Consider the following 23,878-nt stretch of genomic DNA (forward strand, 5'->3'; position numbering starts at 1 on the left):
CGACCTAGCGGTCGCCCTCACGCGGGTGTGATGGTGACCGGCAGCTGATATACACCGCGCGAGAACGCATCTCGCACATAGCTGATGTCGCCGGCGGGGGTGATGTCCTTGGTGCGTCGCAGCAGTTCTTCGAGCAGGATCTTCATCTCCAGGCCCGCGACGTGCTTGCCGAGGCACTGATGCGGACCGCGGCCGAAGCTGACGTGCGGATTCTTCTCGCGAGTCAAGTCAAAGACGTTGGGACTGTCGATGGCACGTTCGTCGAAGTTGCCCGAGGTGAACAGCATCAGCACGATGTCACCTTCTTTGATCTGTTGGCCGTACAACTCGTGATCGGCGGTGGCGGTGCGCACCAGGTGGGTGAACGGGGTGGCGATGCGCACGATCTCCTGGATGGCGGTGTTCGGGATGTCGTCGGCGTGCGCGCGCAGCCAGGCCATCTGCTCGGGGTTGCGCATCAGCTCGTGCATACCGTGGCTGAGCGCGGTACGGGTGCTCTCGGCGGCCCCGCTGGCCAGCAGGGCGACATTGCCCAACAGCTCGTCCTGGGAGATCACCTCGGCTCCCGCCTGCACCAGCTGAGTGATCACGTCATCGCCGGGCTCGGCGCGCTTGATCTCAGCCAATTCGACCGCGTAGCCGAGTAAGTCGAAGATCGCCTGCAGCACGAATTCGAAGGAGGGGGTGATGCGGGTGTCGAATGGTGCCGCGAAGGTGTCCACCCAAGCGAAGAACTTCGCCCGGTCCCCCGACGGCACGCCCAGCACGTCACCCAGGGCCTCCATCGGCATGGTGTGCCCGATGTCGGTGACGAAGTTGAAGGTGCCCTTCTCCAAAGCGGCGTCGACGATGTTGACCGCGTATCCGCGGAACTTCTCCTCCAGCTTCTTGACCATGCCCGGAGTGAACGCCTTACTCATCACCCCGCGCTGGGTGCGGTGCTTGGCCCCGTCCATCGTCAACATCGCCGGCTTACCGCCGACGCTCGGGTCGAGTGGGCTGAACTTCCACATCAGCACGTGACCACGATCGGCCGCATACAGCTCCGAATTCTTGTCCACGGCCCAGATATCGGCATTGCGGCTGACCACCCAGGCGCGCTCGATGAGCATCGGATCGTTGAATTCGTAGAGGTAACAAGGTTGCTCGTCGCGCAGGTACTTATACTGCTCCAACGGCAGCCCGAATGTTGTCGGGTCGCCGTTGGCGTAGGTGTCCGCTTCCAGAACGCGGATGTCGGGCTTGGCTGTCGTCATCGGTGATTTCCTTGCCGTTCAGTAAGACTCAGTAGGATCGAGGCAGTCCCAGCGTGTGCTCGGCGACATAGTTGAGCACCATTTCATGCGAAACCGGCGCGAACTTGATCATGCGTGCCAGCCAGTACATGTCGGTCAAACCGTATTCGAGTGCAACACCGTTGCCGCCGTGGACCTGGATGGCGTGGTCGAGGCAATTCACACCGGCCTCGGCGGCGGCGTATTTCGCCATGTTGGCCACTTCACCGACACCGGGATCCCCGACGTCGTACATCATGCACGCCTTCTGGACGAACAGACGCGCGGCCTCGAGTTCGATCTTCGCCTTGGCCAGCGGGTGCGCCACGGCCTGATGCGCGCCGATCGGCACACCCCACACATTGCGTTCCCGGGCGTACCGCACCGCCTTGTCGAGGGCGTAGCGGCCGATGCCGATGGTTTGGATCGCGCCGAGAATGCGCTCCGGGTTGAGCCCGTCGAACACCGCGCGCAGACCCTCGTGCTCGTTTCCGATAAGGCGTTCGGCGCCGACGGAGACGCCGTCGAAGAACAGGGTCCACTGCTGATCGGGAACCTCCACCGCGGTCGGAACATGTTGGCGGGCCAACCCTTCCGCGTTGGGATCAACGACGAATAACGACAACAATCCCCGCCCGTCCGGCCGCTTACCCGTGCGCGCCACCACCACGATCTGGTCGGCGCTCTCCACGCCGGAGATGAACGTCTTGGTTCCGCGCAGCACCCACTGGTCGCCGACCTTTTCCGCCACCGTGCTGATGTTGTGGGAGTTCGAGCCGGCGTCGGGCTCGGTGATCGCGAACGAGAACTTCATTGCGCCGCTGGCGATTCCCTCCAGCCAGGCATCCTTTTGCCCGGTTGTCCCGTACTTCGCGATCAACTGCCCGCAAATCGCCTGGGAGAACACCAACGGCACCATGGGACAACCCGCCGCCGCAAGCTCCTCGGCTACGATCATCAGCGTCCACAGGCTCTGGCCACCGCCGCCATACTCGACCGGCAGACACACCCCAAGGAATCCCTGCTCCCCCAGGGCATTCCACAGCTCCGACGCCGACCCGCCGTTACGCACCTGCTGCATGAAGTACGAGTGCCCGAAGCTCTGCGCGATCTGCGCGACGCTGTCCCGGAGCATCTTTTCTTCGTCCGACGGCACCAACCGCATAACCGGTTCGGCGCCGAGAGCGTCTTGGGTGATTCCCGTCATGTCTTCCTCGCTTCTTGTCTCATCGATTGTTGTGTCTCACCGGCTGGAATTCGTTGAGCCCCTTCGAAGTCCCACACGTTCTCGTCGACTGGTCGTTCCCGCAGCCGGTATTTCATGACCCGCCCGACGGCGGTTCGCGGAAGATCGTCGAGAAACTCGACGTAGCGTGGTATTGCGTAGGACGGCACCTGCTCGCAGAAGAACGCGAAGAGTTCCTCGGGCGTGATCGCGGCCCCTTCGGCCAGCACGATGCACGCCTTGACGTCGTCTTCGCTCAACGCGGATGCCACACCGTGCACGGCGACGTCAACCACCTTGGGATGCGCCCGGATGGCTGCTTCCACCTGCATGCTCGAGATGTTCTCTCCGCGGCGGCGCAGCGCGTCCTTCCTGCGGTCGATGAACTCGAGTTGCCCGCTGGGCAGGAAGCGGCCGGAGTCGCCCGTGTGGTACCACAGGTTGCGGAAAGCCCGCAGCGTGGCATCCGGTTGATCCCAGTAGCCGTCGAACATGACGAAGCGGCCCCTAGGCCGGATCGCGATCTCCCCGACCTGCCCTCGCGGCACCGGACGGTCATCGTCGTCAAGCAATGCAAGTTCCAGGTCGTCCACGGGAGCGCCGCAACCGGCCATGTCACGTGCGTCGGACAGACGCGTGCAGGTGATCGGCATGCATTCGGTCTGTCCGTACATCTGCCCATGCGGAATGATTCCGAACCGGTCCCGAAATGCCTGCTGCGACTGCGGCGCCAATGGCGCGACGACCATGGTCCTCAGTCGGTGCGCCCGGTCCGCTGGGCTCGGCGGTGTTGCCAACAGCGCGTTACCCATGGCCCCGACGGCGAAGGCAACCGTCGCGTTCACCTCGGCCGCGCGGGTCATGAAGTTCCGGGCACTGAACGCAGGTTCGATCACTGCCGGGATCGCGTAGACCAATCCCCCGATGAGGCTGCTGAACATTGCTGCGGCATGAAACATCGGCAGTGTCGTGAACAGCACGTCGTGTTCGGTCACCTCCACACCGCGTCCGACGGCCAGCGCGGCGCGTTGGTAGTAGCCGTGGCTGAGCAGGCAGCCCTTCGGGAATCCGGTGGTCCCCGAGGTGTACATGATCGTCATGGTGTCGCTCGGATTCACCGTTACCCGAGGAGTTTTCGCGCTCGTCGTGACGAACTCCGAATAGCTGGTCCACTCGATGCCGACCAGTTCGCCTCCGCCCCGCCCGCCGTCGAGCAGAACGCACAGCCGAAGGTCGGTCAGCCCGGGCAGAACCGGAGCGAGGGCGCAGGCGCATTCAGCGTCCACCACAACGATCGAAGCCCCCGACTGGCTGAGCTGATAGCGCAGGAAATCACCCTTCAACGCCGCGTTAAGTGGCACCTGGATCGCGCCGAGCTTGGCCAATCCGAAGAACAGTTCCGCGACCTCCGGCCTGTTCGGCGTCAACAGTGCCACCCGGTCACCGGCACGCACACCATTGGCATGCAGAGCCGAGGCAACCGCGTCCGAGCGGGCATCGAGTTCGGCGAACGTGAACCCGCGTCCGCTCACGGTCAGGTACGCCCGATCGGGAAGTTCCGCCGCCCTGACCCGCAGTAGCTCGCCGAGCGAAAGCATCTGCCCGGTTCCAGGTACGGCTCGCACGGCCGTGTGCTGCTCCACGTCCGGCTTCCTCCTCGATGATCGCGACTCGCATGAAGCGACAAATTTATATGCTCATATAATTTGGGTTACCATATAAGCATGGCGACGGAGAAGCAACAAGGCAGCGCGGACGACCGCCGAGATGTACTGGTGGAGCGCCATAACACCACGATCGTGGCCCGGCTGAATCGTCCCCAGCACGGCAATTCCGTTCAGGGAACCCTGATGCGGGATCTGCTCGACGCATTCGAGACCGCCGATGGCGACGACAGCGTGCGAGCGATCGTCACCATCGGCGAGGGATCCACCTATTGCGTCGGCGCGGACCGCGACGTGCTCGGGCGCGTCACTTCCGAGGGCGGAATCGATTTCCAGGAGCTCGGATACCAGGGCGACCTCGGTGGAGATTGGGGGATGCCGGCACTCTCGGCAGTGCAACGGCGCTCCGACACTCTCGGATTCGGACGCTGGGTCACCCGCATTCTCGATGTCTCGACCCCGACCATCGCGGCGATCAACGGCGGCACAGCAGGCGGCGGCCTGGCACTTGCGCTGTTGCACGACATCCGAATTGCATCGAGAACTGCCAAGTTTGCTCCGGTCTTCGTGGCGCTCGGCGTTTCTCCGGAGCTGGGAGTGAGCTGGCTGCTGCCCCGGATCGTGGGCTGGCCCAAGGCTTTTGACCTGCTCACCCGGGTTCGTCCGATTGATGCCGACGAAGCGCTCGAAATCGGACTTGTCGAGGCAGTCGTCGAGCCGCACGAGTTGCTCGACGCCGCGCTGGCCCGTGCGGCGCACTTCGCCCAGCTGCCGAAGGTCTCGGTCCGGATGGTCAAGCGACTGCTGCGGCAATCGACGGAATCCACCCTTCAGACGCAGCTCGAGCGTGAATGGCATAATCAGACGAACCTTTTCAGCTCGCCGGAAATCGGCGCCGCCGCGAAAGCCTACCTTGACCGCCTCTAGAACCCGGGTCGGACTGTCATGAGCCAAGCGGACCTCGCCGCTGGCGAGAACGGTCGCGAACGAGGGAAACGGCTACGCGCTCAACGTATTCTCAGTGCGGCCCGAGATCTGATTCACGAACGGCCCGACGACAGCCCCACCATTCCCGAAGTCGCGGCGCGTGCCGGCGTGGCCCCGATGACCATCTTCAACCTGATCGGAACCCGGGACGACCTGTGGGCCGCATTGGCCAACGAGTCACTGGCCGAATGGCAGGATGTCGCGTCTGAGGTAGCGGATCCACACCAGCGCGCCCGCAAGATCGTCGACGAGGTGATGCGCATCATCAGCGCCGAAGCTCCCGTCTGGCGTGCGCTGGTTTCAGGGTGGCGCGACAGCGGTCGCGTCCTGGAGCGCGAACCCAGCGGTGCACTCGTCGCGTGCCTGCGACAGGCGGCCGATGAGGGCCACCTCGCGCCCGGCGTCGACGTGCGCCGCCTCGGCGCGATGATCTTCAGCGGCCTGGTCGGAATCGTTCATCAGTGGGCCGCCGGCCTGATCGGTGATCGGGCGATGCGCAGACGTGCCCGCGATCTCGTCGACATCGCCTTCGCCGCCGGTCGTCCCGACCACACTTCGCCGAGCTGGGACCTGAGCTCCGGCCGAGCAGTAGAGTAACGCCGGATCCAACAGACGGCGCCACCATCGAGCCCTGGACGAGCGGTCGCGCAACATCCGCAACGCACCCGTTGGTTAACGTTTCCTCACTCCTTTCGGTCAGGCCTGCACCGACGGATCTTGCTCACCACTAATCATTCATCAGGAGGCATAGATCTGATGAGAGAACTTTCGTTCACACCGAGGAGTGCGAATATCCGAGGCGCAAGTTAGTAGACATTATGTCCTGTAGTGCCTAGAGTAACTGCTATGCGCGCGCCGCAGTCCGAGGCCGCAGTCCGAGGCCGCAGGCCGAGCGCTCGATAACGCCGCGACGCATCGGAAAGAGCCCCCCTACGAACCGATTTCAGCGCTTAGCATCGCCGGAGGTGGCTTCGGCACAGCTGAGACTTCGGAGCGCCCATGCCGAACAAGTTGCGCAGAAAGGACGTCGCGATGACCGAGACTCTCACCACCGAGTGGGGGCAGCTGGCCCACCCCATCCGGACCGACCACCCCGGCGCGGGCAAGCCGCCGTGGAAAGACAACGCGTACCTTGCGTTCTGGGATCCGGTCAACGGTATCAACGGTGTGGTCCATGCCTCGACTTCGCCGAATGCCGAGGGCCGGCGGGTACGCGCGAGCATCGCCATCGGCGGCGTCAGCGCCGAGGTGGCCGAGGATCCCCCAGCTGGGTCTTACGAGACACCGTCGATCGCCTTCGACCTCGACGGTAAGGTCACCGTGCGGTCCAAAGACCTCGAGGCAGACCTGCGACTCGTCCCGCGCGGTGTTCCTGCGGACTACACGGCCGGCAAGATCATTCCCGAGCTGGTGCCCGGAGAACCACTACAGCATTTCCAGCAGGCGGCGATTGTCACCGGAAGTGTGACGGTCTGCGGAACCGAATCGGTTGTCGCGGGCGTCGGATTGCGCGACCGAACATGGGGCTACCGCGACGAATCAGCAATGTTCCCAGAGTATATCGGCCTGATCGCGGACTTGGACGGCGAGATGCTGACGGTGATGAAGTTCGCCCACGCCGACGGCTCGGCCCGGGCCGAAGGGTTCCTGCTCGGCGAACACGCCCGTACGGTGACCGATCTGTCCCAGATCGCCCGCGACGCCTCAGGGCTGTTCGCCGCCGCCGAGATCACGATCGAAGGCGGCGAGCATGTGACACTTCGGGCGACGCGCCGTACCGGTGGATTCTGGGTGCCGATGGGTTGGGAGCGGGTAGGTCCGACCATGAGCGCCTACGACGAGTTCCTCGAACTCACCACCGGAAACGGTGGCACCGGACGGGGCCTGGTCGAGCAGGGAATCATCCGCAGGCTCGCATAGCCGCCAATTCGACCCGGTGCCCGGATCAGCGTTGGTCGATGGCGAACTGCGGCAACGCCTTATGGCGCCGCCTAATCGAACCGTGTCGAGGACTCAGGGAACCGGCACGGCGGTGACCGGAACCTTGTCGCGTTCTTGGGCACCGAAGATCGCTGCCTTGATGATGCCGACCTTGGATTTGATGAACACCTCGTCCTCGGGCCGGGCGACCACGAACGACAGAATCCACACCGAGGTCAACGCCAAACCCAGCGTGACCAACCACGCCAGATGCGTGAACACCAAGTGCGCGTTGAGGTTCAGGGCCGTCCACATCGGCCAGGCGGCGGCACCGTTCGCTATCCCGTCGGACATCGGAATAAACGCGATGACAAGGGCCAACCGCCACCGCTGAAGATAGGGGCTCATCCGGTAGATCAACGCGCCGGCCGTCATGGGCATCAACGGATTGACGCAGACCCACCACAACGGCAGCCCCCAGAAGTTGAGCGGTTGCGGACCGTAGTACTCGTAGGCACCCATCAACACACCGGGGCTTTCCAGCCAGATGTTGATGAAGACGTCGATCAAGTACAGCTGAAAAAACTGCTTTGCGGGTTACGCCAGTCTGGTAGATGCGAAAAGCCAGGTACGCCAGTCCCCCGACGTACCAGATGTAAACAAAGTTGATGAACAAGGGAAAGTCTCTGCCCATCGACGAGAACGTCTTCGTCACGGCCTGCTGACGTATGTAGCACAAACCCAACGTGTCGACGATCGGCTCGAACAGGCAGGCGATCCCTCCGCCGATCAGGCAATAGGCCAGCAGCGGGCCACGGCCCGTCACGAGATGTTTGACTGCGAAGAAGACACCGAAAAGCACCGGAATCCCGAGGAAGATCGTGAACAACACCTCAGGCACAAAGGGAATCGGCGTCGTCGGGTGCGCCGGGATCGGTGGGGCTGCGAGCACAGTGTTGAACGCCGTCATCTCTTCCCTTCGCCGCGAACGGGAACGCGCACCCTGCGCGCCACTCGAAGAGCCTATCGAGCTATGAATGACTTTTCAATAATGAACATATCTTCATTCTCTGGCCCGGCCGCAACAAGTGTCCTCTGCTCCACCGTGGTCGCCACTGATCCCCCAAATCCGCCGCCAGTGCATGCTTCGACGACAAACGATCTGCGATCGAGTTTCAGGACTGATTGTTGAGCAGCACAACAGCTTTCAAGGTGCGCAGACGTAAGATCAAGCGCCGGAGCCAGGCGACACGGCTACACCGCGACGAAGCGTCTGCGCGGCGTCCGCAACTGGGCGACCAGCTCTGCCGCCGCACGCTCACCGGAGACGGTTGCGGTGCACATGTTCGACGAGGAACGAAATACCCCGGCGAGCTGAATACGGGAGGTGACTGCGGCCTGCCGCGCCTGGAACTGCCCGAGTTGCTTGTAGAGGCCCGGCCTGCTGTACACGATCACTTCGTTCCACCGCGCAATTCGTGTGTAGTCGACGGTGTCACTGACCCCGGGGATCAACTTTTCCATCCGGCGCAGGATCTCGGTGCGGATGGTGTCGTCATCCTCGTCGATGATCTGTTCGGCGAATTCGGTCATGGTCAGAATGTCAAGCAGGCCATGGCCTTCCGGCGCACGACCGGGCGCCTTGTTGTGCTCGCAGGTGAAGCCCATCAGATCGGGATCGACCGGCTCGGGGATGTTGATGACCGATGCCACAATGCCTTTGGGTTTACGGGTGACCCCGGTGTTCATCACCACGCATTTGGTGTAACGCAGGCCACGCAGGAACGCCTGCGACGCCGCGTCGAAATGGCCCGGCACGAGATCGGGAATGGTATCGCCGCGGGCGGTGACCACGGCGCCCGAACCGGACTCGGTATGGGTCTTGCCCTCGCCGTCCGTCCACGTGACGGTCACGCCGTCGGCCTCTTCCCGGATCTCATGGACGGTGGCCTTCAGCCGGATGTCCATGCCTTCGGAGAGCCGGTCGACGTACGTCGAGTACCCCTCACGGAACGCGTAGAGCTTGCTGCCCAGGATGTTGTACAGCATGAAGAACAGCTCGAGGTTCGAAATGGCGTCACCACGCACGCCCAGCACCCCACGAACCGTCGAGTTGATGACGTAGTCGTAGACCTCCCCGGACAGGCCGAGGTGCAGCGAGCAGTATTCACGTGGTGTCATGGTGTCGAATGCCGAAGCGCGAGAGAGGTCTTCGTAGTTGAGCAGCTTGCTTGCGCGGGTCGCATCGACACCGAATCGGGCCATCAGCGCCTTGGACTTCAGCGACACGAGCGGTGTCTTGAGGACGTCGAGGAACAGGTGGTCCGAGCGCAGGTTGTAGATGGTGTCGTCGCGGGCAAAGCCGATGATGGACCCGGCCGGGATCAGATCTTGACCGCTACCGATCTCGTGGGCGAGTTTGACTACCGGCTCGTAGGCACTCGGCAATATCGTGGCCCCCTCCTCCATCAGGTAACCCTGTTCGCGGTGGGTGTGGATCATCCCACCCGTACGGTCGCGCTTCTCCAGAACGACAGCCGGGATGCCCTGCTGCCGAAGCCGATACGCCGCGGTGAGGCCGGACGGCCCGGCACCGACGATGAAGACGGGTCCGCGATCGGCCAGTCCGTCCTGAGTGTGGGGTGTCATCTCTTAGCTCTCTTTCTCGGGGTATCAGGGTGTGCGACCAGGGAGGGCAACACGAAGTCTGTGACGAGCGCTTTTTCGGCGTCGGCGTCGAGGTCTTCACGCAACATCAACATCAGGTAGACACCACGCAGCCACTCGACGGCGCGGTCGTCGCTGACTTCGGGCCGGATCTCGCCGCGTTCGCGGGCACGCCGCAGCATTGGCCCCAACACGTCCAAAACGATTCCCTGCATGGCGGATTCGTGACCGGTGATCAACCGGTGCAAGGACACGGTGGTTGTCGTGTCCAGCAGGTGGCCCAGTTCCGGGTCGGAGCGGGCCGCGTCCACCGTGGCGATCGAGGTCTGCAGTAGCAGTTCGTCAAACGGGGCATTGCGGTCGGCGATCGGGCGGATGCCCTCCCCCAGTTCGCGCAGTCTGGTCACGATCGCGGCTTCGGTGATCTCGCGCCGGGTCAGGCCCAGCCGGTAGACACCGGTGCGCCCGATACCTGATTCCTTCGCGATGTCCTGCATCGTGGTCCGGTCGACGCCGTAACGGGCGAAGCAGCGGCGCGCAGCGGCGATTACCCGCTCCGGCGGCCCAAGTGTCTGGTTCTCGGTGACCATCGCGACCATCTAACCGCCTCCACTCGCGTCGCTCTGCGATTGCTTGAGGCGATTGAGATATTGATTGGGGCACAACGGCTTTCCAGGTTGGCCACAGTAGAGGCTGCCCTGCTGATAGGACGGCAGCACCGGGATGCTGTTCACACCGCCGGTCATCGCTACCCAGTCGTTGGGGATCTGGTAAGCCACCACGGTGGTGAAGCCTGCCCATCCGCAGACCGCCAGGGTGGACAACAGCGTCTTGACGGCGGAGTTTACGGTCAACGCGTCGACGTCACGGTCCACCGCGCACCGCCCGTTCGCATCGCGTCCGTCGCGCAGCCAGGTGAACATCAGGCAATACGAGGAGATGAACAACAACTCGGTCAGCGGTAACCGGTGCGTCGTGCCGGCCCACAGCGTCAGCGCGTCCGGCGAGGACACGTAGCTGTAGACACCGGTCCGGTTCCATACGGTGGCCAGGCATCCGAAGGCCACCATGAACGTCCCTAAGACGACCGCGTAGAGCGCGACCGTGCTCGCTCGCGGGAACTGTCGGCGCAAAGCATCCAGATAGGCACAGCCCACGATCGCGGCTCCCACTCCCAGCCAGATATAGGCCGGCATGCACCAGCCCAGGCTCCACGCCCACCGATCGGCCTGCGGTGCAGCGAAGCCCGGGAACTGCCCGGCCCACGTGCCCAGATTCAGCGAGTGGGCGTTCAAGGCCCAGGTGGGGTTGAACATCTGGCACAACACGTCGAGCACGGACGCGAACAAGCCGCCCAAGAACAGCTTCCCGTCCAGGGTGACGGTGCGCTGCCGGTACGCCGGGCGCAACAGCGTGTACCAGAACAGGAATGCGAACACCGAGAGGCTGAGCGTCTCCGTCAGCCGGATGACCCAGCCGTAGCGGTACGGATCCGGGCCGGGGTCGACGGGTTTGGCACTCCCGGACAGCAACCACCGGGTCCAACAGGTCACCGCCAGGCCAACCAGCGCCAAGCCCGCAGCGGCCCACAACCACACCTTCCCGGACGGCCGCGCGCTGGCACCGGACGTCGCGGGCGTGTCCCGGTCGATCAGAACCGCATCGAAACCGGCGTTCATTGCTGGAACATAACACATGGAACGGCTTACGTACCTCGTTCCAATGTCGTACATTGTCCCCGATGAGTAACCCAACCGTGCCGATGGTCGAGCAGCCGAACCTGCTCCACATGGTCAGCTCGCCGAACACGTTCTTTTTCGACAGGCAACGTCGCCGAGGCGGCTCCCGGCGTGCACACACCGCTGGGCTGGAGCATCTGGGGCGGCCTGACCGAACAGGTCCTCTCCGAGGTCGTCGTCGCCCTCGGCGCATGGCCGCGCCCGCCCGATGTCTCCGATGTCAACAGACGGTTCGGTTGCATCTTCTACGGCCGATATGCGGCCAATGTCAATACTTTTCGCGCCTTCGGCGATCGGATGCCGGGCACGTCGGGCGATGCGGTGGAGGCCCAGTTTTTTCGGGGCCAAGATGTCGCACGAGCACAATCGGCCGGTACGTCACCGGTATCCGATCGTGGCCGCGAAGATGCCCCGGAATGTGATTCAGACTCCCCGGCAGGTGGCTGCGTACCGGGCCGACAACTATGCGTGGTGGACGAGTCAGGTCTGTGACCGTGCACCGGTCGGAGTGGAGGCAGGCGTTGCGGTGCTCTCCGAGGGCCGCCGCCGCTACGTCCCGGTGATGCGTGCCCACTGCATTGTCACCCTGCTGGCCCAGGCCTTCTACGACCAACTCACCAAGTTGTGCGACGCAGCCGGAATGGACGGCGCGGAAAGGACTTTGGTCAGTGGATACGGCGGCATGGAGGAGTCCGCCGTGGTCGCCGATGTGCGGGAGCTGGCCGCAGGGCGACTTACCGAGTCGGAGTTCGTCCACCGGCACGGGTACCACGGCCGGGGCGAGGGCGACGTGTCAAGCCGTTCCTGGCGCGAGGACCTGACCCCGATTCGGGCCTTGGCCAAGTCGTACCGCAAGTCCGGTGCCGATCCGCTGGCCAATGCCGCGTCCACCCGATTGGCCCGGCAATCTGCCGAACGTCAACTGCGGGAACAACTTCCACGATCACGACGGCCTTTGGTTGGACCAACCCTGGCATTGACGCGACGATTTGTGCTCGGCCGTGAAGTCGGCAAGGCCGGCTTTCTGCTGGCCATGGACGGGATGCGCGCCGGCGCGCGAGCGATCGGGGCCGCGTTGGCCGCCGAGGACGTTCTGGACGATGAGGAGGACGTGTTCTTCTTGACCCTCGACGAACTCCTCGGCGACCCCCACGCTGATCGCGGTGACCTGATCGCCGAGCGTCGCGCCCTCTACGCCCGCTACCGAGCCTTGGACCTGCCGCCGACGTGGCAGGGCAACCCGACACCGGTGCCGTTGGACGGCGGCGAGCAGCCAGCCGAGCGCGTCGACGTCGTCTCAGGCATGGGCGTGAGTCCCGGCGTAGTCGAAGGAACGGCCCGGGTCATTCATGACGCCGACAGCGACCAGGCTGACGATTTCGAACCCGGCGACATCCTGGTGTGCCGCATCACCGACCCGTCCTGGGCTCCGCTGCTATCGGTTGCCGCGGCGGTCGTCATTGACATCGGCGGGTCGCTGTCCCACGGCGCCATTGTCGCCCGCGAACTCGGAATCCCCTGTGTCATCAACACTGTGGACGGCAGCCGCACGTTGCGCACCGGAGACCGAGTGACCGTCGACGGCGGCGCGGGCACGGTGCGAGTGCAGCCGGCCTAACTTCGGCCGGCCTTGGCTTTCGGAGCGGCGCTTCGGACGTGCGCACCTTTCGCTGGCGGTTGCCTTGCGGCGTCGCGAGATTCGATGCCACGCAAGGTGAGCGCGACCGCCTCGTCGAGTAACCGGTCGTCTGCCGGCTTGTCGTCGGGGGGGAACAGAAAATCGTCGTACAGCACCGTCGACATCAACATGCCGGTGACGCAACGGACCGTGACGGGCACGTCGACACCGACCAAGCCTTGTCCCTCGATAGCGGTGCGTACCCGGTCGACCACATTGCCCAGCTCGCGGCTGAGCGCGGACTCCTCCACCGCACGCCCCGCGCGTCCCTGCAGATACGCGGCGAACAGTTCGCGGTTGTCCCGCAACAGGGCTACGACACTTTTCATGAACAGGCGCGCGGCGGCCTCGTTGTTGCGCTGGTCGGAGCCGATGAACTCCCAGTCGTTGAGAAACCCGTCGACGGTGGCGTGCAGGGGTTCTTCCACCGCCGCCTCGAAAAGGCCCTCCTTATTGCCGAAATGCCGATAGATCGCCGCGGCGGTCACTCCGGCAGCGCTTGCGACGTCGCGGGTGCTGGTGCCCCGGTAACCGTGGATAGAGAAGAGCTTGCGCGCGGAGGCCAGTATCAGCGTGCGGACTTCCGCGGTGCTACGACGTGTCGGGGTGGGGCGCGCGGCACCCCCGTTCCGCTTCACTCCGGCCGACGCCATCTGTACCCTTCTTCCGCGCTGGACCGCGCTGATGACTGACACAGTAGCGGCCGGCCACCGCTACTCCCCGACCTGATCGCGGCCGCGCCTCACCACACGGTTTTGCGCCCGTCGATCAGCGCAGGTTTGGGGGCGAACTTACGGACGAGGTTGAGGTTGTAGATCGCGTAGGCGGTCGCGACGAGCCCGCTGAGCGTGAACCACGGGGTGTCGAAGTAAGACGAGGCGGTGGTCCACATGCCATATCCGCGCGGCAGATAGGTCGCGATGATCGACAGCAGCACCATGATCGCGAGGCCCATAGACGTGCCCTCCCGCGTCCTACGGACGGCCCACAGGTATCCGGGACCTACGGCGACGATGAGGTTCGTCCAGACATACCATTTGAACATCGCGGCGTCGTGTAGGCCGCCGAAGAAGTAGTTGGTCAGGTTGACCACGCAGAGGAACCACAGGGTCTGCGCCGCAATCCGATTCACCGCCTGCCGCGGTGTGACCGGCTGGTCGTAGTACCGACCCCAGATTTCTTGGCGCTCATAGCAAACCGCCATGTATAACGACCACAGCTCACAGAACACCCAGATCAACATGGCTGCGGAGCTGGCACTGAAGAACCAGAACCAATGATGTTCTTTGGCGAGCAGGAACCAGAACACCGTCCCGGTGGCATCGCAGGCGAGGTAGAACGTATGCATCCAGACCGGGTACGGGCTCTTGCGCTCCCGCACCAATAGCAGGATGCAGTAGACGTACACCCCGTAGCCGAATCCGAACGCGACCGCCGACACGATCAGCACACGCACGATATCGGGATTGCTGAAATCGTAGTTGCGCAACAGATCTTCGAGTACCAACGGGCGAACTCCTTTTCACGGCAGGATCGAGCGCTCAGCGAGCCGGCGACAGCGCGTCCAGGCGGGCGCGCAGGTCGGCAATCTCCTGTTCGAGCCGTCCATCGCCCTGGGCCGGCTCGGTGTCGGCACGCACGGCGCGCAGCAGGCAGACGAAGTTCGGCAGGAACCACAGCAGGAATGCGGCGACGGGCACCCACCACACCAGCACGCCGTTCCATGCCAGCGGCCCGGTCTTGAAGAACACCAGGAAGCTGGCCGGCGTGAATGTTATTGCGAGCCAGATGTTCACATAGCCCAGCCAGCGGGGAAAGATCGGCGCGGTGCGGCGGTCGATCAGCACCGCCACACCGAACAACACGAGCTGTAAGACGAATGTCGAGATGACGCCGAGGAAGAAGAACCACCCGAGGTCGTACAGCGCCCGCGTCACGTCCGGGTTCTGATCGGCCCGGTAGGTGGACGCCAGCATGAACACGTACGGGATGACGAATTCGATGGTGGCCAGCGCTCCCAGCGCAAGCTGGGTGTAGGCCATGATCGGACGGACACCCTCAATGCGCTTCATCTGAATGGTGAACGAGGCCAGGAACGGCATCAGTAACGGGCATGACGCCAGGCAGATGACGATACCGATCCGGATCGCGGTGCGATGCGCGTCGATCATCGCCGCCACCTCGGCAGAGCTCTTGTTCGGCGACGGCGGCGGGAAGAACCCCGCGACCGTGAAGCCCACGACGAACAAGACGCCCATCGCGGGACCCGCCCAGATACAGGCCTGCTGAATCCGACGGCTGATCGCCAATTCGGCCATCTCATATCTCCTTTCGGGCGGCCGGTCGCGCAACCACAACCGGGTCGGCGGTCAAAGGCGCGGTCGCCCGGGACTCCACGGGGTACCGGCGCAGTAGCAGGTTGTAGGCAAGCGCGGTGACAAAACACGCCGCCGCGGCGAGATAGGTGATCGCGGTGTCGAACTGCGGGGCCACCGCCGGCAGGAACAACGTCAGAAACGCCGCGGGTGCCACCAGCATCGCCCGAGCCGCAGCCGTCGAAATCCCGCGACGATGTCCACGGCCGAGCAGCATCGGAATCGCGAATGCGACAGAGGTGAATTGGGTCGAAACGATAGCCAACAACAGGATGGGATCGTCGACAAGGTTGATGAAGAAGATCATCAGGACGAACATGGCGAGCTGGGCGCCGAGATAGAGCGCAACAGCCGGACCTCGTCCCAGCGTTGGAATCAATTCCGCCAGAGAGTATTTGATTGTCTGATAGTGCGTCATCAGCTCGAGACTGACCCAGATCGCCATGCCGAACCACAGCGCGATGGTGAACCAGTGGCTGTACGGGTTACGACCGAACCAGCGGGCGAACAAGCACAAGTAGATGAAGTCGTCGGCGAAATTCCACATGTTGCAGGCAACGGGTGTCCCGTGTATTCGGTCCCGAAAGCCTTTACGCACGCTCGACACGTACTGCACGTAGTAGCCGGTACTGGCCAGCGCCAGCCCGATGAAGGCACGTGGGTCCAGGTTGTCGAGGGTCCCGAAGACCTGATCGACCGAGTATTGCATCATCAGCCGGCCGCGGCCGCTTCGAGCTTGGGGATGGGCATCATCACGCCCATGCCGCCGTCGACATTGATGCACTGGCCGGTGACGAAGAACGATTCGTTTTCGGAGGCAAGGAATACCGCCGCACCCACGAAGTCACGGGGTTCTGCGATGCGAGTGGTCAGTACGCACCCGGCGAGCGCGGGTCCGATGACTGGGTCGTGCACCATTCCCTCGATCGCACCTGTCGCGACCAGACCCGCGACGATGGTGTTGCACCGGATCTGTGGGGCGTATTCGACCGCAATGGAGCGGGTCAGCGCGTTCATTGCGCCCTTGGTGGCGGTGTGTACGTCCACGCCGGCCAGGCCCTGGTTGGACACCATGCTGGAAATATTGATGATGGTCCCAGTACCACCCTGTTTGGTGAACTGTTTGATCGCCTCGCGCAGCGCCCAGAAGAGCCCGTCGAAGGTGGGCAGCGTGATCTTTCGCCATGCTTCGGTCGTGAGCTCTCCGATGGGGTTGTCGATCTTGTCCTCGAGGCCCGCTGCGCCCCCGGCGGTGTGTTCGGTCGGGTGGGCGTTGTTGACGATGATGTCAAGCCTGCCGTAATGCGCCGCGGTCTCGCGCATCAGATTGGCCACGCTCGCTTCGTCGCTCAGGTCGAACCGGATGAAATGGGCTGTGCCGCCATCGGCATTGATCTGGTCGGCCAGTTCGGCGCCACGCTGGGCGCTGCGGCCGCACACCACGACTTTGGCTCCCTCTTGGGCGAATCCTCTGACCAGGGCCTCCCCCGATCCCCTTGGTCGAGCCCGTGACGATCGCGACCTTGTCCTGTAGGCGGCCTCTGCTCATTGCGACGTATCTCCCTGCGGCTCAGTTCAATCGATGATCCGATGCGACGAAGTCGATCGTCAGGACGGTGACTACTAGATATCGTTCGATCTCTTATTAGAGATCAATTGTTATCTTATGAATGGTACGAAGTCAACCCCCAGCCCCACTCGTGCAGGGCTTGTGACTACGGCAGCTTTCGCCGGGCAATCTCCCGCGCGGACGCCGGGTCCACCCCGAAGCCGCGCAACATCATCTCCGCCCCGCGCGACTCCGTCTTCGGCCCCGCCGGAAGCCGCCCGGCCAGGATCGCCCGGATAGCCGCCAACGCGGCACCCACGATCGAGATGAGGGCCAGATTCAGGTCGTCGATCTCGAACCGGTCGGCTTTGCGGCCACGGGTCAGGGTCTCCATTGCCCATGGCGTCACCGCGTCCTCGAAAATCGCGTTCACGCGGTCGAGTTCGACGAGAACCCGAGCCAATTCGGGTTCGTCCCGGCTGAAGCGCAGGAAACGCCGATACGACGCCGACGCCGCCTCAGCAGGATCGGTGAACTCCAGAGCATCCGCACCGATCCGTGCCGCAAGGCCGGCAAGCACGTCGGCTACCACCGCCTCAATGAGCGCGTCTTTGGACTGGAAGTACGTGTAGAAGGTGCCGAAGCCGAGGTCCGCGTGATCGGTGACATCGCTGATTCGAAGTTCCGACACACCGTTCTCGGCGATCAGCTGGTGGGCTGCGGCCAGCAGTCGTTGCCGGGCTTCGGCCTTGCGCCGATCGCGGCGTCCCATCGGGGCAGGAGACACAGTCACGACAGCAGTATCGCATCCGATCCACATCTCAATCTTGATTTTACAATCGAGTTCGATGAAGATCGCAGGTATGACGGAAAATGCTCTCCCCGCTGAAGCCGACTACGTGGTCATCGGAGCCGGACACAACGGATTGACCGCCGCCTGCTACCTGGCCCGCGCTGGACACCGCGTAGCCGTCCTGGAGGCGTCGCCCACGGTGGGCGGCATGACCTCCACCAACGCCACCTTGGCCAAGGCGCCCGGCCACTTCTTCAACGAAGGCGCGATCCAGCTGACCGGAATCTTCCGGCTCTCCGGAGTCGCCGAGGACCTCGAGCTGCACAAGTATGGTCTCAAGCAGATATCGGTGGACCCCGCGCATATCCAATTGGCTCCGGACGGAAGCTCGCTGGCGATCTGGAAGGACGCCAGTCGCACGGCAGACGAGCTGCGGCGGTTTTCCCCCAAAGATGCTCGGGCCTGGCTGGACCTGGCCAACTCGCTGGATCCGATCATGGATGTGGTGGTGGCCTACATGAAGTCGCACCCACTGCGGCCGTTCAACCGGGAGATGGGCAGCTCGCTGTTCGGCGCCACCCGCCACATCAAGGACGTGTGGAAGCTGCGGAACATGGTCTACGCGTCGCACACCGAATTCCTCGAAGAGACCTTCGAATCCGAGTTACCCAAGGGCGCACTGGCGGCGATGGCCGCGTTTTCGCAAATGCAATTAGACGTGACCGCGTGGGCGATGATCTATCTCGGTGTCGTACAGAAGGTTTCGAACGCGATGCCGGTCGGGGGCACCGGCGCGCTGCCCGCCGCACTGCACCGCTGCCTCACCGCACACGGCGGCACGGTGCACACCGACAGCCGGGTTCAACAGCTCACCGTGTCCAACGACCGGGTGACCGGGGTGCTACTGGAATCCGGTCAGCTGGTCCGGGCCCGCAATGGCGTGCTGACCACCTGTAACCCCGTCGTCACTCTCAACGAGCTGCTACCGGCCGGCACGCTGGACACCAAACTGTCGGTGCGCGCCAAGGACATTCCGATCCGCAAGACCCACGCCACGTCCCTCAAGATCAACGTCGCCCTCGAGGGCCACGTGACGATGAAGAAACACGAGGACTGGCGTGGCGACGGCCTGGACCTGCGCAAGTACCTCATTGCCTGGCACACCCTCAAAGAACAAGATGCTGCCTGGAATGCCGTTGTTCGCGGCCAATGGCCCGACCCGGTTCCGGTGAGCTGCGCCATCATCCCAAGCGCGGTCGATCCCACCCAAGCCCCCGAAGGCCGAGCCAACCTGTGGCTGTGGTCGGGCGTCATCCCGGTGACACCCGAAGAGCCGTGGGACGACGTGCGTGACAAGGTCGGTGACGCCGTGTTGCGCGACTCCGCCCAGTATTACGAGGGACTGGACAGGCTCGAAATCGATCGGGCCGTACTCGGCGGGCCGGATATCGAAGCCAGATTCAACGCACCGGCGGGCAACGTCTACCACGTCGACCCGCTCATCTCCCGATTCGGGCCCCTCAAGCCGGCAGCCGGGCTGGCCGGCTACCGCACGCCAGTCAAAGGTCTCTACCTCAGTGGAGCCGGCACCCATCCCGTCGGCGGCGTGTGCGCCTTGCCTGGAAAGCTCGCTGCCCAGACTGCGTTGCGCGACAACAAGAGGCGATGACGGCGCTCGATTCGCCGCTGCGGGCCATCCGTGCGCCGCGGTAGCCGACGAGCATGCGGCACGTTCCAGTCAATCCTGAATCGCCCACTACTCGAACGGAATCGAGAAGTACTCCTGATAGCGGGCGAACGCGCGACGGTCGCGGGAGTTCATCTCCTCGGTGCCGAGGTTGAGCTTGTGCACCGGACGCGCGCCCCGGGGGTGTGCGTCGACGTAGTCTTGCATCGCCGCACGGCCCGCCTCGGTCAGTTCCAGACCGAACGCGCCGTACATGGCGGCGATCGCCGCGATCGGATCATCGACTAGGTCTGCGTAGTACACGTGATGGAGTCTGTCTTTGGGAATGGCGCCCGATTCGATCTGGTCGATGACGGCGTTGAACCGTGCGGCGGACAGGTCGGGATTGGTGACGTAGTCGAACGCGCCGAATTGGAACGGATGGTCGGTCCGCCCCCATTGGACGGTACCCAGCAGGCTGACGGCCGACGCCAGCGCTCGGGTCGGGTCGCGATGAGGCCAGACGAACCGCGCGTCCGGGTAAACCTCGAGCATCTCGGGTATGCGGTCGAGATGCATGGGGTCCTTGAGAATCCAGTGCTCACGCGGGTTCCGCCATTGCAGAAGCTTCAGGACGCGCCGGTGATACGCCAGCGCGATGCGGACGTCCTGTCCGGCCAGCCACATCTGGTAGCTGGGAACCTGGCCGAGGCTGTCGAACCACGTCGAGGAACGGAAGCCGAATCCGAGGATCTGGCAACACTCCATCGGTAGTCTGCCGGCGAATTCGTGCAGGGACACCATCGTCGGCGTGACGCGGTTCCATTGGTCGATCAATTGATGACCGCGCTCGATCCGGGGATCGGTCTCGTAGGTGGCCGCCTCCGGCGGCGGGCAGGGGAAAGATGATCTCCCAGTGTTTTGGCGCGCAGTTGTCGGGGTGAGCATCCAGGATGTTGGCTAGCATCGTGGTTCCCGAACGGCCCTGCCCGATCACGAAGATGGGTGCGCTGACGACCTCGTCGTCGATCTCCGGGTGGCGGGGTGTACCAGTCCTCGATCTGCAGCCGGCCCTCCAGTAGTTGCAGAATCTCGGACCGGGTCCGGATCCGGCCCATCAGGTTGAGGTCAGCCTCCTCTTCCATTGCTTTGCAGAGGATTTCAAATGGTTCGCGCCAGTTATCATCGCCGAAGTCGGTCAGCCCGGTGCTGCGCTGGGCTGCCGAGATCAGCGACTCGGGGTCCAAGGGCACCACCGCGCTGATGTTCATGTGCGCGCCTTCTTCGTTGATCCGCTGGACCCATTCGGGTCGTGGCGGCGGTTCCCACAGCGCGGTGCGTTCGGTCATGATGCTCCTTCGGTGGCGAATCTCAGTTGAAACGTCTCCTGGCGTTCCCGGAGTTGTCGGGCCCGCTGCTCTTTGGTGACGCGCGGAACGTCAAGGGGCAGTGCGGATTCCAGATCTGCGATCGGTACCAGGTGTCCAGCGGCGGTGGGCTCGGAACCACCGCGCATGCCCTGCCAGCGGTTGACGACCAGCAGATGCTCGAAGCCGCAGGGGTCCAGCCAGTTCGCCACACCGGGATCTTCGTGAGACACGACGTAGGTGATGCTGCCGTCAGGATTCGGTGTCGACTGACCGTTGTTCAGACAACTCTGACGCTTCCAGTAGTCGATGGTACGAAACCAGTAGTCGTGCAACACGATGTTGCGGTATGGCGCGTCCCCGTCCCCGATGGTGAATACGAACGCGTGCGACTCGTCGACCTGCAGTCGGGCGAACATGATCATCTGCGACACCAGACCTCCGACCCATCCGGTGCCGAACAGCGGCGACACGGAGTTGGGTTCCATCGCGGCGAACAGGCTCATGAACCAGTGCATCGCCGGCACGTCCTCGATCATCGTGGCTGCCGCACGATTGGCCACCTGGTCCTCGGTCCAGGGTGCGGCGGCCGGCGGATCGAGGCGTCGAACAGTCCAACTGCTGGGCACTTGCCGCCAGTCCGAACGACATTCCCGGTTGAACAGATACAAGGCGCCGGGCGGCACCTGCACATGGTTCGGATCGCCGTCGGCGGCTTCGGGTCCGACCGTGAGCCGGTAGTGACCGTCGTCGGAGACCGTGATCTGCAACAGATCCAGGCTCCCCAGGGTCATCGTGAGCGACGGGTTACCCACGATCGTCAACGGAATGTTGGCCGGCACCGGGTCGAACCTTCGACCCTCGATTTCATAGTGCGCTCCGTAGCTGACCGGAACGAGCACGTAATGCTGATCCGGGCCGTCACCCCCCGAGCCCCGCGAGCCCGGCACATCCACGCCGAACCACCGATGCGGCGGACAGTAGTGCATGCCCAGGACCCTCGGGTGGTTGGCGTCGCCCGCAGCGGCCTTGAGGCAGTAATTGAACGCGAACTCCTCGACGAGTTCGTCGAACCGAGTCCCTAGCGCCTCTTGCGGGGCGCCCCGTCCGGCGAGGGTTTTCCACCGCATGGCGACCAGTTCACGCGCCCGTTCGACGACCGGAGATGCCAAGGCGCGCATGGCCAGTGCCTCGCCTTCACGCTGCTCGGTGGTGGCGAGTGGATTGCCGGCGGCGGTGGGGAGCATGGCCACAACCTAGCAATAAAGAGACATAGTGTCTATTAACTTTGGTAAGCCGCTAAGCTTGGCGGGTGCCGACGCGCAAGGTTTCCAGCGGCCGGACTCGCCGCAACGGCGTTACCCGGGACGTCATCGATGCGACGGTGCGCTGCCTCTCGGCCGGCGAGAGCGTCACCAGCCTGGGTGTCCAGCGGATCTGTGCGGAGGCCGGCGTAGCCAGGTCGGCGTTCTATAAGAACTTCACCGACAAGACCGATCTGCTGCGCAGAGTCGTCGCCGACGCCACGGCCGATTTGTTCGACACCGCCCGCGCCTGGGCCGCGGGCACCGGCGGACGGGAATCGATGGTCACCGCGCACCTGAACACCGTGCGCGTGTGGCGCGAACACGCACCGCTGCTGCGGGCTTATTTCGAGGCCGCCGCATACGATCCCGAACTGGCGGCGATCTGGGACGACCGGATGAAAGAGGTCGCCACCGTGATGCGGGAACGGATCAGCAACGGCCAGCTCGAGGGTTCGGTGCCCGATGACCTCGATGCGCAGATGGTCGCGAATTTCGTCGTCTACGGCTTTGAGCGCCTCACCGCCCAGCACATAGCCACCGCGCCCGCCTCGGCCGATAGGAAGTTCGCGCGGTCAATCTCGGAGGTCGGCTGGCGGCTGATCTACGGACCGACCGGCGGCAACGCGTGAGCGCGGACGTGGGACAGCGAGGGTAGACACGATATTCGCCGCATGAAACATTTCTTCTTGCCAGCTACCAACGCCAGCCATCGCTCTTATCCCCATATACGTTCGGAACCAACGTATTCACTCGTTGTGAAGCGCTTGTTCGCGGCGCAGCAGCTCGACTTCGGCGGCGAGCTCGTCCAGCGTCTTGGCCGGGGCGTCCGGGTGTGTCTGCTGATGCCGGACGGCTCCCAGCAGCAGCACTGTGTCAACCAGGATCCAGGTGGCGAACACGAACACGATCAGCCACCAGGCGAGCAGTCCGTTCCAAGCAAAGGGACCGTTCTTGAAGAAGTAGATGAAGGCGGCGGGGAAGAACATCATCACGATCCAGAAGTTGAAGTAGCCGGCCCAGCGGGGAAACACCGGTGCCGACCGAGTGTCCTTCAAGATCGCGGCACCCATCACAAAGCCTTGAATAACCGCGGTCGACAGAATCCCTAGGAATGGCAGCCAGGCCAGGTCGTTGAGGCGCTGGATGATCTCCGCGTCACCCTCCGGGCGAAATGCGGCGACCTGCCAAAAAGCGCACGGGAAGATCAATTCGAGCACCAGGCACGCTCCGCACATCAGCATGGTGTAGGTCAGGGGCGAGGTGCGGCCCTCGATCCGTTTCATCTGAACTGCCCACGCCGCACACCACGGAAGCATCAACGCTCCCGCCAACATGTTGATGAGCATTCCGATGCGGATGCCGGAGGTGTTGCCGGCAAAGAACGCCTTGATCTCCTGCGGTCCCAACTCTGGCGAGGGTGGCGGAACGAAGCGAGCCAGACCCCAAAAGCCCAGGAAGAATAAAACGACCCACGCGAATCCGAGGTACGCGCTGATCCGCTGCGTACGAATGCCCATGGCATCTTCCCCTTGCCCTCAGGTCAAGTTATCGCGCTTTCCGCCCGGCACACCGCTGAAAGCGACCGCGGAGTTTTCAGAAAGAACGTCTCATATATTTACACGATCAAGGGAGATATCCCGGGGCACCACAGCGACCAGAGCGGACGT

General features: G+C 63.6%; 21 protein-coding genes and 3 pseudogenes. 7 read left to right on the forward strand and 17 right to left on the reverse strand.

Annotation, left to right across the window (positions count from 1 at the left end; all coding sequences use genetic code 11):
- Positions 1-17: 17 nt before the first annotated feature.
- From L6444_RS21280 to L6444_RS21290, 3 genes are read right to left on the reverse strand one after another with little or no spacing between them, the layout of a single operon-like run.
- Positions 18-1,256: a cytochrome P450 gene (locus L6444_RS21280; protein ID WP_236977073.1), complete on the reverse strand. Its 1,239-nt coding sequence runs from the start codon at positions 1,254-1,256 to the stop codon at positions 18-20.
- A 28-nt stretch (positions 1,257-1,284) separates the two neighbouring features.
- A complete protein-coding gene (locus L6444_RS21285) occupies positions 1,285-2,439 on the reverse strand; it encodes an acyl-CoA dehydrogenase family protein (RefSeq protein WP_236984318.1) in 1,155 nt (384 codons plus the stop codon).
- Positions 2,440-2,477: 38 nt separating this feature from the next.
- Positions 2,478-4,142, reverse strand: a complete 1,665-nt coding sequence (locus L6444_RS21290) for an AMP-binding protein (protein ID WP_236977075.1) — start codon at positions 4,140-4,142, stop codon at positions 2,478-2,480.
- 81 nt (positions 4,143-4,223) lie between these two features.
- Between L6444_RS21290 and L6444_RS21295 the strand changes: the two genes are divergently transcribed.
- The 3 genes from L6444_RS21295 to L6444_RS21305 all read left to right on the forward strand — a co-directional run bounded on the left by L6444_RS21295 (position 4,224) and on the right by L6444_RS21305 (position 7,070).
- Positions 4,224-5,090 (forward strand): enoyl-CoA hydratase/isomerase family protein, encoded by an 867-nt coding sequence (locus L6444_RS21295; RefSeq protein ID WP_236977076.1) that lies wholly within the window; start codon positions 4,224-4,226, stop codon positions 5,088-5,090.
- Between the two features lie 18 nt (positions 5,091-5,108).
- Positions 5,109-5,747, forward strand: a complete 639-nt coding sequence (locus tag L6444_RS21300; protein ID WP_236977077.1) for a TetR/AcrR family transcriptional regulator — start codon at positions 5,109-5,111, stop codon at positions 5,745-5,747.
- Positions 5,748-6,182: 435 nt separating this feature from the next.
- On the forward strand, positions 6,183-7,070 hold the full coding sequence (locus L6444_RS21305; RefSeq protein ID WP_236977078.1) for a hypothetical protein: 888 nt from the start codon (positions 6,183-6,185) through the stop codon (positions 7,068-7,070).
- Positions 7,071-7,163: 93 nt separating this feature from the next.
- Here L6444_RS21305 and L6444_RS21310 read toward each other — a convergent pair.
- The 4 genes and pseudogenes from L6444_RS21310 to L6444_RS21325 all read right to left on the reverse strand — a co-directional run bounded on the left by L6444_RS21310 (position 7,164) and on the right by L6444_RS21325 (position 11,416).
- Positions 7,164-8,040, reverse strand: a pseudogene (locus L6444_RS21310) (hypothetical protein).
- A 284-nt stretch (positions 8,041-8,324) separates the two neighbouring features.
- A complete protein-coding gene (locus L6444_RS21315) occupies positions 8,325-9,719 on the reverse strand; it encodes a protoporphyrinogen/coproporphyrinogen oxidase (RefSeq protein WP_236977079.1) in 1,395 nt (464 codons plus the stop codon).
- Positions 9,716-10,336, reverse strand: a complete 621-nt coding sequence (locus tag L6444_RS21320; protein WP_236977080.1) for a TetR/AcrR family transcriptional regulator — start codon at positions 10,334-10,336, stop codon at positions 9,716-9,718. The genes L6444_RS21315 and L6444_RS21320 overlap by 4 nt, the downstream gene beginning before the upstream one ends.
- On the reverse strand, positions 10,337-11,416 hold the full coding sequence (locus tag L6444_RS21325; RefSeq protein WP_236977082.1) for a spirocyclase AveC family protein: 1,080 nt from the start codon (positions 11,414-11,416) through the stop codon (positions 10,337-10,339).
- A 171-nt stretch (positions 11,417-11,587) separates the two neighbouring features.
- On the opposite strand from L6444_RS21325, the gene L6444_RS21330 reads away from it, so the two are divergent.
- A complete protein-coding gene (locus L6444_RS21330; RefSeq protein ID WP_236977084.1) occupies positions 11,588-11,968 on the forward strand; it encodes a hypothetical protein in 381 nt (126 codons plus the stop codon).
- Positions 11,916-13,094, forward strand: a complete 1,179-nt coding sequence (locus tag L6444_RS21335; protein WP_236977086.1) for a PEP-utilizing enzyme — start codon at positions 11,916-11,918, stop codon at positions 13,092-13,094. Before L6444_RS21330 ends, L6444_RS21335 begins: the two co-directional genes overlap by 53 nt.
- Here the strand turns inward: L6444_RS21335 and L6444_RS21340 are convergent.
- The 6 genes and pseudogenes from L6444_RS21340 to L6444_RS21365 form a co-directional block, all read right to left on the reverse strand.
- Positions 13,091-13,807, reverse strand: a complete 717-nt coding sequence (locus L6444_RS21340; RefSeq protein ID WP_236977088.1) for a TetR/AcrR family transcriptional regulator — start codon at positions 13,805-13,807, stop codon at positions 13,091-13,093. The genes L6444_RS21335 and L6444_RS21340 overlap by 4 nt on opposite strands.
- Before the next feature lie 89 nt (positions 13,808-13,896).
- On the reverse strand, positions 13,897-14,661 hold the full coding sequence (locus L6444_RS21345) for a hypothetical protein (protein ID WP_236977090.1): 765 nt from the start codon (positions 14,659-14,661) through the stop codon (positions 13,897-13,899).
- A 34-nt stretch (positions 14,662-14,695) separates the two neighbouring features.
- The gene (locus tag L6444_RS21350) at positions 14,696-15,472 is read right to left on the reverse strand and encodes a hypothetical protein (protein WP_236977092.1); all 777 of its coding nucleotides are present in this window, start codon (positions 15,470-15,472) and stop codon (positions 14,696-14,698) included.
- A gap of 1 nt (position 15,473) precedes the next feature.
- Positions 15,474-16,241: a hypothetical protein gene (locus L6444_RS21355; RefSeq protein ID WP_236977094.1), complete on the reverse strand. Its 768-nt coding sequence runs from the start codon at positions 16,239-16,241 to the stop codon at positions 15,474-15,476.
- A pseudogene (locus tag L6444_RS21360) lies at positions 16,241-17,017 on the reverse strand (SDR family NAD(P)-dependent oxidoreductase); the annotation flags it as partial. The pseudogene L6444_RS21360 and the gene L6444_RS21355, both read right to left, overlap by 1 nt.
- Before the next feature lie 227 nt (positions 17,018-17,244).
- Complete coding sequence (locus tag L6444_RS21365; protein WP_236977098.1) at positions 17,245-17,871, reverse strand: TetR/AcrR family transcriptional regulator; 627 nt, start codon at positions 17,869-17,871, stop codon at positions 17,245-17,247.
- 55 nt (positions 17,872-17,926) lie between these two features.
- On the opposite strand from L6444_RS21365, the gene L6444_RS21370 reads away from it, so the two are divergent.
- Positions 17,927-19,540: a phytoene desaturase family protein gene (locus L6444_RS21370; RefSeq protein WP_236977099.1), complete on the forward strand. Its 1,614-nt coding sequence runs from the start codon at positions 17,927-17,929 to the stop codon at positions 19,538-19,540.
- 87 nt (positions 19,541-19,627) lie between these two features.
- On the opposite strand, the gene L6444_RS21375 is transcribed toward L6444_RS21370, so the two are convergent.
- The 3 genes and pseudogenes from L6444_RS21375 to L6444_RS21385 form a co-directional block, all read right to left on the reverse strand.
- Positions 19,628-20,374 carry a sulfotransferase gene (locus L6444_RS21375; RefSeq protein WP_459551869.1) on the reverse strand — a complete coding sequence of 249 codons (747 nt, stop codon included), beginning with the start codon at positions 20,372-20,374 and terminating at the stop codon, positions 19,628-19,630.
- A gap of 82 nt (positions 20,375-20,456) precedes the next feature.
- Positions 20,457-20,504, reverse strand: a pseudogene (locus tag L6444_RS31230) (hypothetical protein); the annotation flags it as partial.
- 378 nt (positions 20,505-20,882) lie between these two features.
- Positions 20,883-22,151 (reverse strand): hypothetical protein, encoded by a 1,269-nt coding sequence (locus L6444_RS21385; RefSeq protein ID WP_236977102.1) that lies wholly within the window; start codon positions 22,149-22,151, stop codon positions 20,883-20,885.
- 65 nt (positions 22,152-22,216) lie between these two features.
- On the opposite strand from L6444_RS21385, the gene L6444_RS21390 reads away from it, so the two are divergent.
- A complete protein-coding gene (locus L6444_RS21390) occupies positions 22,217-22,840 on the forward strand; it encodes a TetR/AcrR family transcriptional regulator (RefSeq protein WP_236977103.1) in 624 nt (207 codons plus the stop codon).
- A gap of 117 nt (positions 22,841-22,957) precedes the next feature.
- Here L6444_RS21390 and L6444_RS21395 read toward each other — a convergent pair whose 3' ends face one another.
- Positions 22,958-23,728 (reverse strand): hypothetical protein, encoded by a 771-nt coding sequence (locus L6444_RS21395; RefSeq protein ID WP_236977104.1) that lies wholly within the window; start codon positions 23,726-23,728, stop codon positions 22,958-22,960.
- Between the last annotated feature and the right edge of the window lie 150 nt (positions 23,729-23,878).

This window comes from Mycobacterium kiyosense (assembly GCA_021654635.1).
GTDB lineage: Bacteria > Actinomycetota > Actinomycetes > Mycobacteriales > Mycobacteriaceae > Mycobacterium > Mycobacterium kiyosense.

What these genes read in the sequence shown, in the direction of transcription:
- L6444_RS21395 (WP_236977104.1), bottom strand. Translation starts at nt 23,728, where the DNA reads ATGGGCATTCGTACGCAGCGGATCAGCGCGTACCTCGGATTCGCGTGG.
- L6444_RS21325 (WP_236977082.1), bottom strand. Translation starts at nt 11,416, where the DNA reads ATGAACGCCGGTTTCGATGCGGTTCTGATCGACCGGGACACGCCCGCG.
- L6444_RS21305 (WP_236977078.1), top strand. Translation starts at nt 6,183, where the DNA reads ATGACCGAGACTCTCACCACCGAGTGGGGGCAGCTGGCCCACCCCATC.
- L6444_RS21280 (WP_236977073.1), bottom strand. Translation starts at nt 1,256, where the DNA reads ATGACGACAGCCAAGCCCGACATCCGCGTTCTGGAAGCGGACACCTAC.
- L6444_RS21300 (WP_236977077.1), top strand. Translation starts at nt 5,109, where the DNA reads ATGAGCCAAGCGGACCTCGCCGCTGGCGAGAACGGTCGCGAACGAGGG.
- L6444_RS21285 (WP_236984318.1), bottom strand. Translation starts at nt 2,439, where the DNA reads ATGCGGTTGGTGCCGTCGGACGAAGAAAAGATGCTCCGGGACAGCGTC.
- L6444_RS21385 (WP_236977102.1), bottom strand. Translation starts at nt 22,151, where the DNA reads ATGCTCCCCACCGCCGCCGGCAATCCACTCGCCACCACCGAGCAGCGT.
- L6444_RS21355 (WP_236977094.1), bottom strand. Translation starts at nt 16,241, where the DNA reads ATGATGCAATACTCGGTCGATCAGGTCTTCGGGACCCTCGACAACCTG.
- L6444_RS21340 (WP_236977088.1), bottom strand. Translation starts at nt 13,807, where the DNA reads ATGGCGTCGGCCGGAGTGAAGCGGAACGGGGGTGCCGCGCGCCCCACC.
- L6444_RS21370 (WP_236977099.1), top strand. Translation starts at nt 17,927, where the DNA reads ATGAAGATCGCAGGTATGACGGAAAATGCTCTCCCCGCTGAAGCCGAC.
- L6444_RS21320 (WP_236977080.1), bottom strand. Translation starts at nt 10,336, where the DNA reads ATGGTCGCGATGGTCACCGAGAACCAGACACTTGGGCCGCCGGAGCGG.
- L6444_RS21315 (WP_236977079.1), bottom strand. Translation starts at nt 9,719, where the DNA reads ATGACACCCCACACTCAGGACGGACTGGCCGATCGCGGACCCGTCTTC.
- L6444_RS21295 (WP_236977076.1), top strand. Translation starts at nt 4,224, where the DNA reads ATGGCGACGGAGAAGCAACAAGGCAGCGCGGACGACCGCCGAGATGTA.
- L6444_RS21350 (WP_236977092.1), bottom strand. Translation starts at nt 15,472, where the DNA reads ATGGCCGAATTGGCGATCAGCCGTCGGATTCAGCAGGCCTGTATCTGG.